10 protein-coding genes are annotated in these 15763 nt (G+C 39.6%); 7 read left to right on the forward strand and 3 right to left on the reverse strand.

Annotation, left to right across the window (positions count from 1 at the left end):
• Window position 1: 1 nt before the first annotated feature.
• On the forward strand, window positions 2–2923 hold the full coding sequence (locus HMPREF0106_RS20715; protein ID WP_004311007.1) for a TonB-dependent receptor: 2922 nt from the start codon (window positions 2–4) through the stop codon (window positions 2921–2923).
• 132 nt (window positions 2924–3055) lie between these two features.
• The gene (gene cls / locus HMPREF0106_RS20710) at window positions 3056–4495 is read left to right on the forward strand and encodes a cardiolipin synthase (RefSeq protein ID WP_009039014.1); all 1440 of its coding nucleotides are present in this window, start codon (window positions 3056–3058) and stop codon (window positions 4493–4495) included.
• Between the two features lie 24 nt (window positions 4496–4519).
• Here the strand turns inward: cls and HMPREF0106_RS20705 are convergent, their stop codons facing one another.
• The 3 genes from HMPREF0106_RS20705 to HMPREF0106_RS20695 are packed head-to-tail and all read right to left on the reverse strand — an operon-like array spanning window position 4520 to window position 6500.
• Window positions 4520–5053: an RsmD family RNA methyltransferase gene (locus tag HMPREF0106_RS20705; RefSeq protein ID WP_009039015.1), complete on the reverse strand. Its 534-nt coding sequence runs from the start codon at window positions 5051–5053 to the stop codon at window positions 4520–4522.
• Window positions 5044–5814: a DUF3822 family protein gene (locus HMPREF0106_RS20700; RefSeq protein WP_004323629.1), complete on the reverse strand. Its 771-nt coding sequence runs from the start codon at window positions 5812–5814 to the stop codon at window positions 5044–5046. Before HMPREF0106_RS20700 ends, HMPREF0106_RS20705 begins: the two co-directional genes overlap by 10 nt.
• Window positions 5814–6500: a hypothetical protein gene (locus HMPREF0106_RS20695; RefSeq protein WP_004301363.1), complete on the reverse strand. Its 687-nt coding sequence runs from the start codon at window positions 6498–6500 to the stop codon at window positions 5814–5816. The genes HMPREF0106_RS20700 and HMPREF0106_RS20695 overlap by 1 nt, the downstream gene beginning before the upstream one ends.
• A 95-nt stretch (window positions 6501–6595) precedes the next feature.
• Between HMPREF0106_RS20695 and HMPREF0106_RS20690 the strand changes: the two genes are divergently transcribed.
• The 5 genes from HMPREF0106_RS20690 to HMPREF0106_RS20670 all read left to right on the forward strand — a co-directional run bounded on the left by HMPREF0106_RS20690 (window position 6596) and on the right by HMPREF0106_RS20670 (window position 15755).
• Window positions 6596–8014: an ATP-dependent RecD-like DNA helicase gene (locus tag HMPREF0106_RS20690; protein WP_009039016.1), complete on the forward strand. Its 1419-nt coding sequence runs from the start codon at window positions 6596–6598 to the stop codon at window positions 8012–8014.
• Window positions 8015–8111: 97 nt separating this feature from the next.
• On the forward strand, window positions 8112–9254 hold the full coding sequence (locus tag HMPREF0106_RS20685; protein WP_009039017.1) for an AAA family ATPase: 1143 nt from the start codon (window positions 8112–8114) through the stop codon (window positions 9252–9254).
• A gap of 386 nt (window positions 9255–9640) precedes the next feature.
• A complete protein-coding gene (locus HMPREF0106_RS20680) occupies window positions 9641–13024 on the forward strand; it encodes a SusC/RagA family TonB-linked outer membrane protein (RefSeq protein WP_009039018.1) in 3384 nt (1127 codons plus the stop codon).
• Window positions 13025–13040: 16 nt separating this feature from the next.
• Entirely contained in the window at window positions 13041–14654 is a 1614-nt protein-coding gene (locus HMPREF0106_RS20675) for a RagB/SusD family nutrient uptake outer membrane protein (RefSeq protein ID WP_009039019.1), read from the forward strand.
• Between the two features lie 24 nt (window positions 14655–14678).
• Window positions 14679–15755 (forward strand): glycoside hydrolase family 18, encoded by a 1077-nt coding sequence (locus tag HMPREF0106_RS20670; RefSeq protein ID WP_009039020.1) that lies wholly within the window; start codon window positions 14679–14681, stop codon window positions 15753–15755.
• The last annotated feature ends 8 nt before the right edge of the window (window positions 15756–15763 follow it).

Here is a 15763-nt window from a genome sequence, read left to right on the forward strand (position 1 = left end):
AATGAAAAGATTTTCAGCAGGGTTGGTGCTGATGTTGCTATGCACCTTCTCAATTTTTGCACAGAATAAGGTTATTACCGTTTCGGGACGTGTGGTGGAATCCGATACTAAAGAGCCCGCAGCGCAGGCTACAGTTCAATTGTTGTCATTACCCGATAGCGCTTATGCCGCCGGTATAGCCAGTAGTAACCAGGGATGGTTTACTCTCCCCAAAGTAAAAGCCGGAAAATATGTGTTGAAAGTTTCCTATATTGGATTCCGAACCAAGCTCGTACCGGTACAATTATCTGCTAACGCCACTGATAAAAAATTGGGAACCATTACATTGGACCCTGATGCTGTCATGCTGAAGGAAGCGGTGATTACTGCTGAAGCTCCGCAGGTGGTCGTGAAAGAAGATACGCTGGAATATAACTCAACAGCTTACCGTACTCCCGAAGGGGCGATGCTCGAAGAGTTGGTGAAGAAACTTCCGGGAGCAGAAATAGACGATGACGGTAACGTCAAAATCAATGGTAAAGAAGTAAAGAAGATTATGGTGGATGGTAAAGAGTTCTTTGGCGGTGATGTGAAAACCGGATTGAAGAACTTACCGGTCAACATGATCGACAAACTGAAAACATACGATAAAAAGTCTGATTTGGCACGTGTTACCGGAATAGATGACGGAGAAGAAGAAACTGTTCTTGACCTGAAAGTGAAGAAAGGTATGAATCAAGGTTGGTTTGGTAATGCAAGTGTTGCCGGTGGTACAGAAGATCGTTACGGAAGCAACTTGATGTTGAATCGTTTTGTCGATAATAGCCAATTCTCTTTAATCGGTTCTGCTAATAATGTGAACGATCAGGGATTCTCCGGTGGAGGTGGCGGACCTCGTTTCCGGAACAGCAATGGTTTGACTGCTACCAAGATGTTAGGGGCTAACTTTGCTACCCAGACTGAAAAATTGGAACTGGGAGGTAGTGCCCGTTATAATTTCAGTGATCGGGATGCAACATCTACAAACTACTCGGAACGTTTCCTGCAAAATGGAAATTCTTATTCAAATTCGAACAGTAAGGGCCGCAATAAGAATACGAACTTTAATGCAGACTTTCGGTTGGAGTGGAAACCGGACACATTGACAAATATCATTTTCCGTCCGAATGTTTCTTATGGAAAGTCTAACAGTTATTCTATTTCCGAATCGGGTACTTTTAATGGAGATCCATTTAATTTGGTGTCTAATCCTAATGAGTTTTTGAATAAGATTTTCTGGGGAAGTACGGATGATCCTTTAGAAGCTATTCGTGTCAACGCCAGTAATAGTGAATCAAAATCTGAAGGGCAGAATCTCTCTGCAAATGCTTCTTTGCAAGTGAATCGTAGATTGAATAATCAGGGACGAAACATCACTTTCCGTGGTACATTTAGTTATGGGGATAATGACAGCGAACAGTTTAGTGAATCATTGACGCGTTATTTTGATGATAATGCAAAAAAAGAAGATGATGAGCGTAAACAATATACTACTTCTCCAACCAAGAATTATGATTATACTGCCGAACTGACTTATAGCGAACCGATTGCGAGAGCTACCTTCTTACAGTTCCGCTATAAATTTCAATATAAATATAGTGAAAGTGATAGAAGTACATACAGCTTGATTCCTGATGCAGATAAAGGACAGGATTGGTTTTGGAATTTTGGTGATGGCCTGCCTGTAGGATATGAAGAGAATAAAGATAGAGATTTGAGTAAGTATGCTCAATATAAATATTATAACCATGATATTAATGCAGGACTAAATATTATCCGCGAGAAATATAGATTGAACTTTGGAGTATCTTTGCAACCGCAGAACACCAGATTGGATTATAAGAAAGCCGAAGTAGATACTGTAGTAAAAAGAAATGTGTTCAATTTTGCTCCTAACGTTGATTTTCGTTACAGATTTTCTAAAGTCAGCCAGTTGCGCTTTACCTATCGGGGACGTGCAAGCCAGCCGAGTATGGAAAATTTGCTTGATGTAACTGATGACTCTAATCCGTTGAATATCCGTAAGGGTAATCCGGGATTGAAACCTTCTTTCTCTCATTCTATGCGTTTGTTTTATAATACTTATAATGCAGATAAACAGCGTGGCATGATGGCTCATGCAAACTTGAATATGACTCAAAATAGCATTACTAATGCCACTACTTATAATCAGAGTACTGGTGGAGTGACTGTTAAACCGGAGAATATCAACGGAAACTGGAATGCGATGGGAATGTTTGGATTCAATACTGCATTGAGAGATAAGCGGTTTACCATAAATTCTTTCTCCCGTGCTAATTATACCAATGCGGTTTCTTATCTTTTTAATGACGATACTAAAATAAATGACAAGAACACTAGTACGACACTGACTTTCGGAGAGAATTTGAATGGAACTTTCCGTAACGACTGGTTTGAATTTACCTTGAATGGTTCAATCAACTATAACTTTGAGCGAAATCAACTGCGTCCGGAAAACAATCAAGAACCCTATACATTTGGTTATGGTGCAAGTACTAATATCTCTTTACCTTGGAGTATGACGTTGTCTACCAATATCACTAATAACGCTCGTCGTGGTTATCGTGATGCCAGTATGAATAAGAATGAACTTATTTGGAATGCACAGATTGCCCAAAACTTCCTGAAAGGTAATGCCGCAACCATCAGTTTTGAAGTATATGATATTCTGCGGCAGCAATCTAATATCAGCCGTTCGTTAACAGCCGATATGCGTTCTGTTTCTGAATATAACGGAATTAATAGCTACTGCATGCTTCGTTTCTCTTATCGTCTGAATGTTTTTGGAAATAAAGAAGCTCGCGGCAATATGCGTCATGGCGGTTTTGATGGTGGTGGACCTCGTGGCCCGCGTGGTGGCTTTGGAGGTGGCAGACCACACTAAAGCAGAGTAATAGGTTTAAATAAAAACAGGAAGTCCCGGCACAACGATTCAATGTTGTTGCCGGGACTTCTTTGTTAATCCGAGAATTTACTCTATATTTGTTGTTTAGTATCCGTATGAAAGGAGATTCCTATGATTGATTGGAACTATATGCTTAGTCAGATAGCAACAGTGGCTTTTGATATTCTTTATTTTGGAGCCATTATCGGTACGATTGTCATCATCATTCTTGACAACCGGAATCCGGTTAAAACCATGGCATGGATACTCATATTACTTTTCCTTCCTATTGTCGGACTTGTCTTTTATTTTTTCTTTGGGCGGAGTCAACGTCGCGAACGTATCATTGGGCAAAAAAGCTACGACCGCTTATTGAAGAAACCAATGGCCGAATATCTCGCACAGGATTGTTCGGACGTTTCTTATGAATACTCCCGTCTTATTCAGCTTTTCCAGCAAACGAATCAAGCGTTTCCATTTGAGGGGAACCGTGTGGCAGTCTATACCGAAGGATATACCAAACTTCAATCATTGTTGCGTGAACTGCAAAAAGCGAAGCAGCATATCCACATGGAATATTACATCTTTGAAGATGACGCTATCGGGCGTATGGTCAGGGATGTGCTGATAGAAAAAGCTTCTCACGGGGTTGAAGTACGGGTTATCTATGATGATGTAGGTTGCTGGCATGTACCTAACCGTTTTTTTGAAGAAATGCGCAATGCCGGTATCGAAGTCAGGAGCTTTTTGAAAGTACGTTTTCCTTTATTTACCAGTAGGGTGAATTACCGTAACCATAGAAAGATTGTCGTTATTGACGGACGCGTGGGCTTCGTTGGGGGAATGAACCTGGCAGAACGTTATATGCGTGGCTTTTCTTGGGGGATTTGGCGCGATACGCATATCATGTTGGAAGGCAAGGCAGTGCATGGTTTACAAACAGCTTTTTTGCTTGATTGGTATTTTGTAGACCGTACGTTGATAACCGCTTCCCGTTATTTTCCGAAGATTGACTCTTGCGGAAGTTCTTTAGTGCAGATTGTCACGAGTGAGCCTATCGGGCCATGGAAAGAAATCATGCAGGGATTGACTGTTGCCATTACCAGTGCAAAAAAATATTTCTATATGCAAACACCTTATTTTTTGCCTACAGAACCAATATTAGCAGCTATGCAAACAGCAGCATTGTCTGGGGTGGATATACGCTTGATGTTACCGGAACGTGCAGATAACTGGATAACTCATCTTGGATCGCGTTCTTATTTGGCAGATGTGATGCAGGCAGGTGTTAAAGTCTATTTTTATAAGAAAGGTTTTCTACATTCTAAGCTGATGGTTTCAGATGATATGCTTTCCACTGTAGGCTCTACCAATGTTGACTTCCGTAGCTTTGAGCATAACTTTGAGGTGAATGCTTTTATGTATGACGTAGAAACTGCCCTTGAAATGAAAGAAATATTTCTTCAGGACCAGCGCGAAAGTACACAGATCTTTTTGAAGAATTGGGGCAGACGTTCGTGGAGACAAAAAGCTGCGGAGTCTATCGTGCGTTTATTGGCTCCGCTACTTTAATAAGGATGAAATTGTATTTGGATCTTATCTGAATAGTGAGAAGTTCACACTTCCATACACCCTTCTCTCAAAGAAATGTGGATTTTCTTCGAAATTATTATCTTTTCCATGCTCCAATACCAATAATCCTCCTTCTTTGAGAAGATTATTCTGAAAGATTAATTCGGGGATTGTTTCCAACTCTTTTAAAGCGTAGGGAGGATCGGCAAAAATGAAGTCGAACTGTTCGCGGCCATTCCTGATAAACTTGAATACATCTCCGCGTATCGGCAGACATTTGTCTGTCTGCACCTCTTTCATGATTTTGCAGATGAATGAGTGATGTGCAGGATCTTTTTCAATGCTGATAACATGGTCGCATCCACGGGATACCAGTTCGATACTGATGCTTCCTGTCCCGGCAAACAAATCAAGAGCTATTATTCCTTCTTCAAAATCGATATAGTTATTGAGTACATTAAACAGATTTTCTTTGGCGAAATCTGTCGTAGGGCGTGCTTTAAATGTTCGGGGCACGTCAAATCTTCTTCGTTTGTAAATACCGCTGATTACTCGCATGTTAATAAGGCTTGCATGTCAATATTAGTTGCAGGATTCATAATGAATACCTGTAGGATAAACTTTTTTAATTCACTCATTAAAACGTCTTTTTCCGGAAGTATTCCGGTTAGGTGTAACTCATCCCGTTCCTGATTAAACTCCAGTTGTTTCCAGGCGTACAATAAATAGTAAATACGGTCTTCTGTGTGCGTACATTCAAAGGAATTGGCCAGAAGCAGATGTCCTCGTTCAAAGCAATAGATGTCAATGCCGTCTTTGCGTACAGAAGCATACATCTTCTTACTGTTTCCCAGTCTGCTTTTTACAGAAAAATAATCGATGAATGGAGTAGATTGAGAATAGAAACGAGCTTCGGGATATTGTTCATTCAAAAAGGTCTGTGCGCTTTTATCTATGCCGAAGATGACAGCTACATTATTCTTTCTTAGAATATTATAGAGCACCGTTTCGTTTTCTCTTTTCTGATGATTATGATAAAACAGAAGTTCCGCCTGCCCCTCCTCAAATAAGTCTAATGGCGCAATTGTAAAACGCTTGCTTGCCATCATTATATTTACCCGTTTGTAAGGATGATTTAGGAAGTCCGATTCGTGAAAGACCGCCTTTAGATTGGCTGTAAGGGATAGAGATGTGTCTATCTCTTTCTCTATTATTGAAAGCGAATCGTCATGAATCGGGTTATAGATAGAAAAAGAAAATCCATCCGTACTAAGACGGATGGATAAAGTATATTGTTTTGATTTAGTAAAATCAATCATTATTCCCAGTTACCAGCACCATTGTTTGGAGTATCGATAGAACCTACCATCAAGCCGCTATATTTACCTAGTTTAGAATCCAGGTCTTTTAGGTTGATGATTTCTTGTTTGTCAAGTCCGCTCAAATAAGTTTCGTATGGAGCTTTCACTTCGAACAAATATACTGGAGCACCAGACTTGGCAGTGTCATTTTTCACATTCATTTCGAATTGAGCACCATTTCCGTGAGGAATATATTTCATAGAGTCGGCATTGAATCCTTTTGGATAGATAGTATCCAATACAGCTACCCACATAGTGTCACGTTTGAAGTTTTCAAGTCCCCATTTCTTAACTTCATCGTATCTACCGGTTTTCTTTGCTTTTTCGATGATAGCCATGGCTTTCTTTTCAGTCAGTCCGTCTTCCAATTGCTTGTCAGTTAACATTCCCATCTTCATAACGAACGGCAATTTTTGATTTTTAACGAAATCAATCAGTGTGTCTAATTTGGGTGCATACATTCCGCGGTGCAGCGAACGGTATTCCTGCTGTGCCTTACGGATGTCGATCAAACGGGCAATGACTGCTTTTTCTCTTTCTTTTTTTGCGTTTTCAAAATTGATAGGACCCATAATGCTGGTGTAACAGATGTAAATCAGTGCAGCAGCACAAAGCACCAATACAATATTAAATACTGTTTTCATGATAAATTATGTTTTTAGTTGTTATATTCGCATCGCAAAAATAGAATAAATAAATTTAAATACGATAGTTCCTCGAACTTTTTTCTCGTACAAAAATGATAAATAACTATTTAGAAAGGCAAATTAAGGAAAATTTTCCTTATCAGCCAACTTTAGAGCAGGAAATTGCTGTAAAATCTCTTTCAGAGTTTCTGCTGTCCACACTGGCAGATGAAGTCTTTATCTTAAGAGGGTATGCTGGTACTGGTAAAACATCGTTGGTAGGGGCATTGGTGAAAACGATGGATCAGCTGCAGCAGAAATCTGTATTGTTGGCTCCTACAGGACGTGCGGCAAAAGTTTTTTCAGCGTATGCAGGACATCCGGCTTTTACTATTCATAAAAAAATATATAGACAACAATCTTTTTCTAATGAGCTTAGTAACTTTTCGATCAATGACAATTTAGCTACCAATACATTGTTTATTGTCGACGAGGCTTCCATGATTTCAAACGAAGGACTGTCGGGCAGTATGTTTGGAACAGGACGTTTATTGGATGATTTGGTGCAATTTGTGTATTCGGGACAAGGTTGCCGGCTCTTGTTGATGGGAGATACCGCACAGCTTCCCCCGGTAGGTGAGGAGTTGAGTCCTGCGCTTTTTGCTGATGCATTGAAAGGTTATGGACTTGAAGTACGTGAGATTGATCTTACCCAAGTGGTTCGGCAGGTGCAAGAATCCGGAATATTGTGGAATGCCACGCAGTTGAGGCAACTGATAGCGGAGGATGATTGTTATTCTTTACCTAAAATAAAAATAACAGGTTTTCCTGATATAAAGATGATGCCGGGTACGGAATTGATTGATGCCATTACCAGTTGTTATGATCATGACGGCATGGATGAGACGATTGTGATTTGTCGTTCAAATAAACGCGCGAACCTATATAATAACGGAATACGTGCACAGATCCTTTGGCGGGAAGATGAACTGAATACAGGAGATATGTTGATGATAGCCAAAAATAATTATTATTGGACGGAGCAATATAAGGAAATGGACTTCATTGCCAATGGAGAAATTGCAGTCGTGCGTCGTGTCCGTAAGACACGGGAGATGTATGGTTTTCGCTTTGCGGAAGTGACTCTCAGATTTCCTGACCAGAATGATTTTGAATTGGATGCGAATCTATTATTGGATACCTTACGTTCGGACTCACCTGCATTGTCGAAAGAAGACAATGACCGATTGTTCTATACGGTACTTGAGGATTATATAGATATTCCAAACAAAAGAGACCGGATGAAAAAGATGAAAGCCGATCCACATTACAATGCTTTACAGGTGAAATATGCATACGCAATAACCTGTCATAAAGCGCAAGGCGGACAGTGGCAGAATGTATTTTTAGATCAGGGGTATATGACAGATGAATATTTGACTCCAGATTATTTCCGGTGGTTGTATACCGCCTTCACTCGGGCGACGAAGACACTGTATTTGGTGAATTATCCGAAAGAGCAGGTAGAATAGATGGTTGGAATATCAAATATGAAATCAGTTAGTTTGAAATCAACTGATTTCAAACTAACTGATTTCATACTTTATTCCTATTTTTGCACCAAAACAGATGAATATGGAAACTCCTTTTTTATATGGGCGAATAGCTGAAAACGAGAATTTTACGAATCGTAGGAATGAAACAGAGTTCTTAAAGAAAAACTTTAAAGGGCTGATAAATACTGTTATTATATCTCCTCGTCGTTGGGGAAAGGCGTCTTTGGTACATAAAGTCGCTAAATTGATATCTGAGGAAGAAAAGGATGTTATCATTTGTCAGGTTGATATTTTTAATTGTCGTACAGAAGAAGAGTTTTATACTGTTTTTGCAAATTCCTTATTAAAATCTACCACTACTGTTTGGGAAGAATTTGTCGGTGGGGTAAAGAAATACTTGGGACGGCTGGCTCCTATAGTTTCTATATCTGATGCAACTCAAACTTATGAACTTTCGTTTGGTATTGAATTTAAGGACAGTCGTTTGTCTTATGATGAAATTTTGGATTTGCCTCAGGTGATTGCTAATGATACGAAAAAAAGGATTGTTGTTTATATTGACGAGTTTCAAAATATCAATGAATATGAAGAACCATTGGCTTTTCAACGTAAACTTCGTTCCCATTGGCAAAAGCATACTTCAGTTTGTTATTGTTTGTATGGTAGTAAGCGGCATATGTTGCTGAATATATTTAATAACTATGGTATGCCATTTTATAAATTTGGTGATATTCTTTTTCTTTCAAAGATAGAACGTGCGGAGTGGGTTACTTTTATTTCTGAACGTTTTGCTGATACGGGAAAACAGATCTCAACAGAATTGGCAGGACTTATTGCCGATAAGATGAAAAATCATCCTTACTATACTCAACAATTAAGTCAACAAGTTTGGTTTCGTACGCCGGATAGCGGTTGTACGAAAGAAATTGTTGAAGAGGCTTTTAGTAGCTTGATTGCTCAATTGAGTCTGTTATTTGCTAATGTTGTTGATTCTTTAACACCCAAACAACTTAATTTTTTGCTTGCAGTAGCTGATGGGGTTTCTAATTTCTTTTCAAAAGAAGTGTTGACCAAATATAAATTAGGTACATCTGCCAATATTAAAAATTTGCGTAAGGCAACATTGGGAAAGGATTTAATTGATGTATTGTTTGGAAATATCATTGAAATTCAAGATCCTGCATTTGAATACTGGTTGAAATATGTGTATAGATAGTAAGATTTACTATCACGTCAATTAAAAAATGAAAACCACAATATTAATGTCTGCTTACTTTAATATTGCGTTTTTTCCTTGTATATTCATAAGGATTGGTATGATGCCTTTATTGGTAGTCTTTATGATTTTATAAAAATTGAACAGACTCCAATTTTTATAAAAAAATCTCTTTTTCTTTATAAATTATTGATTTCCAGTTAGGATGAATAGAAAAGATACTCATTATGGGAAAGTAAATATGAGATTATATTTATTTTTTTTCAAAATCCTCTAAGTGTTTTTTAAGGTATGGGTTGTTATATAAATGTGAATCGAGAATAATACATAGAATTTCGATTCTAATTTTTGTTTAAAAACTAATGTTTAATCTTAAATTCAAATGTATGAGAATCAATGACTCGTGTAGAGGCTCGAAGATTTTTCGGGCATTGTTGATCTTGTTGCTATTCGCCCTTCCGGCACAATCTGCAATAGCACAGTTGACAATTAGGATCTCCAATTCTTCTTTAGGAACTGTGATTAAGCAAATCCAGTCTCAATCTAAGTATCAATTTTTTTATGATGACAATTTGGCTTCAATGCGCATAGAGTCATTGAATGTTAAAGATGTTTCTTTGGTAGAAGTACTGGACAAGGCTTTGAAGGGGAAAGATATCGTTTATAAAATTGATGACAATGTCGTTTATTTGTCGAAAGCAAATGCATCTTCTACGACAAAGTCGGCTCAACAACAACAGAAAGTAACAGGTAAGGTGGTAGATGCTAATAACGAACCTCTGATTGGTGTTTCCGTCTTGGAAAAAGGAACCACTAATGGTACTATTACTGATTTTGATGGTAATTATACATTGGTCGTTACAGGTTCAGATGCAGTTTTGCAATTTTCGTATGTTGGGTATCAAACATTGGAGAGAGCTGTAGCAGGCAATACTGCTATTAATATTACTTTAAAAGAAGATGCTCAAGTCTTGGAGGAAGTCGTAGTTACGGCATTGGGAATCAAACGCTCAGAGAAAGCGCTGTCTTACAATGTACAGCAAGTAAACGCTGATGCGGTGACTGCCAATAAAGACCCTAACTTTATCAATTCATTGAGTGGTAAAGTAGCCGGTGTTAATATCAATGCTTCTTCGTCCGGAGTGGGCGGTATGTCCAAGGTAGTGATGCGTGGTACAAAATCTATCATGCAGTCTTCCAATGCATTGTATGTAGTAGACGGTGTTCCAATGTACTCCAATGCAAATAAAGTGAACGGAACGGAGTTTTCTTCTAAAGGAAATACTGAGCCGATTGCCGACATTAACCCGGAAGATATTGAATCAATGTCTGTGCTGACTGGTGCGGCAGCAGCTGCGCTTTACGGTTCCGATGCTGCCAATGGTGCGATTATCATTACTACTAAAAAAGGAAAAGAAGGTCGTGTGAATATCACTGTGAACAGTAGTGTTGAGTTTAACGCTCCTTTGGTAATGCCCCGTTTCCAGACACGTTATGGTACAGGTATTGGTGGTGTGAAAGATGATAACTCCAGTCGTAGCTGGGGTCCTAAACTGACAGAGGCCAGATATTTCGGATATAATCCTCGTGATGATTATTTTCAGACAGGTGTTATCGGTACAGAAAGCGTATCGTTCTCTACCGGTTCGGAAAAGAACCAAACTTATGCTTCCGCTGCAGCGGTTAATTCAAAAGGTCTCGTTCCTAACAACAAATATGACCGTTATAATTTCAACGTGCGTAATACTACTTCATTCCTCGATGATAAAATGACATTGGATGTAAATGCCAGCTACATTTTGCAGAAAGACCGCAATATGGTGAACCAGGGTACTTACAACAATCCATTGGTAGGAGCTTACTTGTTCCCTCGCGGCAATGATTGGGAAGATATTAAAATGTACGAACGCTATGACGTTGCACGTAAGATTTATACTCAGTACTGGCCGACAGGTGATGGTAATATGACTATGCAGAATCCTTATTGGGTGAACTACCGTAACTTGCGTGAAAATAAGAAAGACCGCTATATGTTAGGTGCAAGTCTGAATTATCAGATTCTTGACTGGTTGAGTGTTTCCGGACGTGTTCGCCTGGATAATTCTAACAATGATTATACGGAAAAGGCTTATGCCAGTACAAATACTCAGCTGACAGAGCTGTCTGATCGTGGCCTTTATGGCATTTCCAGAAGCTACGAAAAGCAGTTGTATGCAGACTTCCTGGTAAGTGTGAACAAAACATTCGGCGAAAAATGGTCTTTACAGGCTAATATGGGTGGATCGTTTACTGATATGCGATATGATGAAATGGCTGTACGCGGACCTATTGCTGATGATTCACAAACATTTGCCGGTGAAAAGGCTGGATTGACAAACGGTTTCTATATTCAAAACCTGAGTACGACTAAGACAAACAAAATGCAGACTGGATGGCGTGAACAGACTCAGTCTATCTATGCATCTGCCGAAGTTGGTTACCAAAGTACTTATTATCTGACATTGACAGGTCGTAATGACTGGCCTTCACAGTTGGCAGGTCCTAACTCCGTCAATAAATCATTCTTCTATCCTTCGGTAGGTATGTCTGTAGTGTTGTCTGAGTTGATGCCTAAATTGAATAAGGACTATCTGTCTTACTGGAAGATACGCGGTTCTTTTGCTTCTGTGGGTACAGCATTCAAAAGATATATAGCTAATCCTCTGTTTACATGGAATACTAGTATTGGTCAGTGGAGTAACCTGACTGACTTCCCGGTATATAATTTGAAACCGGAACGTACTAATTCTTTTGAAGTGGGTATGAATATGCGTTTCTTCAAGAACTTCGAACTAGATGTGACTTATTATAACGCCAAGACAATGAATCAGACATTCAATCCTGAGTTGCCGGTAGGTGAATATGCGCGTATCTACATTCAGACAGGTGCAGTTCGCAATCAAGGTCTTGAGTTAGCGTTGAACTACAATAATACATGGAAAGATTTTACTTGGAATACAGGAGTTACTTATTCAATGAACAAGAACAAGATTCTTACCTTAGCTGATAATGCCATCAATCCTATTACTGGCGAGAAATTCTCTATTTCTTCTTTGAATATGGGTGGCTTGGGTAGTACCCGTTTCATCCTGAAAGAAGGTGGAAGCATGGGTGACATTTACTCCTTGATGGATTTGAAGAGAGATGCCAATGGAGCTGTTTATATCGATGAGAACAACAGTGTTGTAACAGAGAGTCTGGAAGCTAATAATTACATCAAATTAGGAAGTGTATTGCCGAAAGGAAACTTGGCATGGCGTAACAATTTCAGTTGGAAAAACATTAATGTGGCATTCCTTGTATCAGCTCGTCTGGGTGGAGTTGTATTCTCACGTACACAAGCTGTTCTCGATAATTTCGGAGTTTCTGAAGCATCTGCTGCTGCACGTGACAAAGGTTATGTATCGGTAAATGGAAACGACCGTGTAAATCCGGAAGGCTGGTATTCAGTAGTAGCTGGTGGTACGGCTGTTCCTCAGTATTACATTTATTCCGCTACTAATATTCGTTTGCAGGAAGCTTCTATCGGTTATACTATTCCGAGAAAATGGCTGGGCAATGTGTGTGATATCAAAGTTTCATTGATCGGACGTAATCTTTGGATGATCTACAACAAGGCTCCTTTCGATCCTGAAAGCGTGGCATCTACTGATAACTTCTATCAGGGAATTGACTACTTTATGATGCCTTCATTGCGTAATATTGGCTTTAATCTGAGCTTTAAATTCTAAATAAATCAAGATAGGTATGAAAAATATAATAAATAAAATAGTACTTGGATCTCTTACCGTTGCCCTGTCTTCGTGTATCGGTAACTATGAGAATATCAATTCCAACCCATATGAAGCTCCTGATTTGTCAGCGGATGGATACGCTTTGGGATCTGCCATGAATAATCTGGCCGGTTGCGTGGTATCACCGGATGTAAATACAGCTCAGTTCACAGACTGCTTGTTGGGCGGACCTTTAGGCGGATATTTTGCCGATTCTAATGCTGGCTTTACTGAGGCTATCTCCACTTTTAATCCGAAAGACGACTGGAGCCGTGTGTTTCTGAAAAGTGATAAGATTATTCCGACATTATATTCTAATCTGACCCAAGTGAAACTGGTATCACAGAATACGAATGATCCGGTTCCTTATGCCATTGCACAAGTGATAAAGGTGGCAGCTATGCATCGTGTAACTGATGCTTTTGGTCCGATACCTTATTCTCAGATAGGTGCGAATGGCGAAATTGCTACTCCTTATGATTCTCAGGAAGTGACATATAATACATTCTTCGATGAGTTGAATGCAGCTATTGCCACACTCAATGAGAATTCTAACGAACAGCTCGTTCCTACAGCCGACTATATATATAAAGGTGATGTAAAGAAGTGGATCAGATTTGCCAACTCACTGAAGTTGCGTCTTGCTATCCGTATAGCTTATGCTAATCCGGTGAAAGCTCAACAGATGGCTGAAGAAGCTGTGAATCCTGCAAACGGAGGTGTCATTGAATCGAATGCGGACAATGCAACATGGAACTACTTTGAGACTTCACAAAATCCTATTTATGTAGCTACCCGCTACAATCAGGTACAGACTTCCGATCATGGCGGCGTACCCTGTTTGACTGGTGGTGATACGCATGCTGCTGCTGATATCATCTGCTATATGAATGGTTACAAGGATAACAGACGTGAAAAGTTCTTCACAAAATCCGAATGGGCAGGACAGGGCTATGTAGGAATGCGTCGTGGTATTGTCATTCCCGAACTGAAGACAACCGGACATAAATACTCTGGGGTGAACATTGCTCCTACATCTCCGCTTTATTGGATGAATGCAGCCGAAGTAGCTTTCTTACGTGCTGAAGGACAAGCTGTTTTCAACTTCAGCATGGGTGGTACAGCCGAATCATTCTATAATCAAGGTATCCGTCTGTCATTTGAACAATGGGGGGTAGACGGTGCAGAAGACTATCTGAAAGATGATGTAAACAAACCGACTGCATATACCGATCCGGCAGGTACGAATACTTATCAGAATGCTCTGTCCAATATCACTATTAAATGGAATGATAGTGCCGACAAAGAAGAGAAGCAAGAACGCATTATCGTACAGAAGTGGATTGCTAACTGGCAATTAGGTAATGAAGCTTGGGCAGACTTCCGCCGTACCGGATATCCGAAACTGATCCCGGTGAAAGAAAATAAGAGCGGTGGTGTAGTTGATTCAGAGAAAGGTGCACGTCGTATGCCTTATCCGTTGGATGAATTTGTCAGCAACAAGGCAAATGTAGAATATGCGATTGCCAACTACCTGCACGGTGCAGATAATATGGCTACAGATGTATGGTGGGCTTCTAAAAAATAATATTAAACTTAAAGGAAAGTATATATGAAAAATAACCTGAAATATAGATTGTCTGCTCTGCTGTTTCTGGCATCAGCTCTGACAATAACTTCATGTAGTGATTGGACAGATGTGGAAAGTCTCCAATTGAATACTCCTACATTTGAAGAGCAGAATCCTCAGTTGTATGCTGACTATCTGAAGGATTTGAACAGATATAAGTCTGAAGAACATAAGGTCACTTTTGTTTCTTTCGAGAACCCTAAGGGATCTCCCGGCAAGCAGGCTGAACGTTTGACCGTCGTACCTGACAGCGTTGATTTCATTTGTCTGAATAATCCGGAAGTAAGTCCCGAAGTACAGGCAGAAATGGTCAAAATACGCGAGAAAGGAACTCGTACGGTTTACAGTATTGATTATTCCAGCATTGAAAATGCCTGGAAGGAGAAAGTAAAAGCCGAACCGGAGTTGACAGAAGAGGATGCTCTTCAGTATATCGGTGAACGCACTAATGAGATGTTGGCACTTTGTGACAAATATAACTTTGATGGTGTTATTGCTGATTATACGGGGCGTTCACTGGTGAGCCTTCCGGAGGCAGCTCTGAAAGAATATAATGACCGTCAACAGAAGTTTTTTGGCGAGGTGATGAACTGGCAAGGCAATCATGATGACAAGACTCTGGTATTCTACGGAAATGTACAATATTTAGTGCCGGAGAATATGGATATGTTAAGCAAGTTTGACTACATCATGTTGAAAACTGCTTCTTCTACCAATGCTGATGATCTTGCTTTAAAAGCATATTTAGCTATTCAGGCAGGTATAGATGCAGTAGGCGGTACAGAAGGGGGAGTGAATCCTGTTCCTGTTGATCGTTTTATCGTTTGTGTCGAATTGCCGCAGGCTGACGATAAGGATAAAGTGAAGGGTTACTGGAGTACAGTAGATGAAAAAGGCAATAAACTAGTAGCAGCTCCGGGAGCAGCCCAGTGGATGGTTGAAGCATCTCCTAATTACACCCGGAAAGGAATCTTTATTATGAATGTCCATAATGATTATTATAACAATACTTATGGATATGTGCGTGAAGTTATTCGTATTATGAATCCTAATAAATAAGAATAGAA

Source organism: Bacteroides sp. D22 (genome assembly GCF_000163675.1).
Lineage (GTDB): Bacteria > Bacteroidota > Bacteroidia > Bacteroidales > Bacteroidaceae > Bacteroides > Bacteroides xylanisolvens.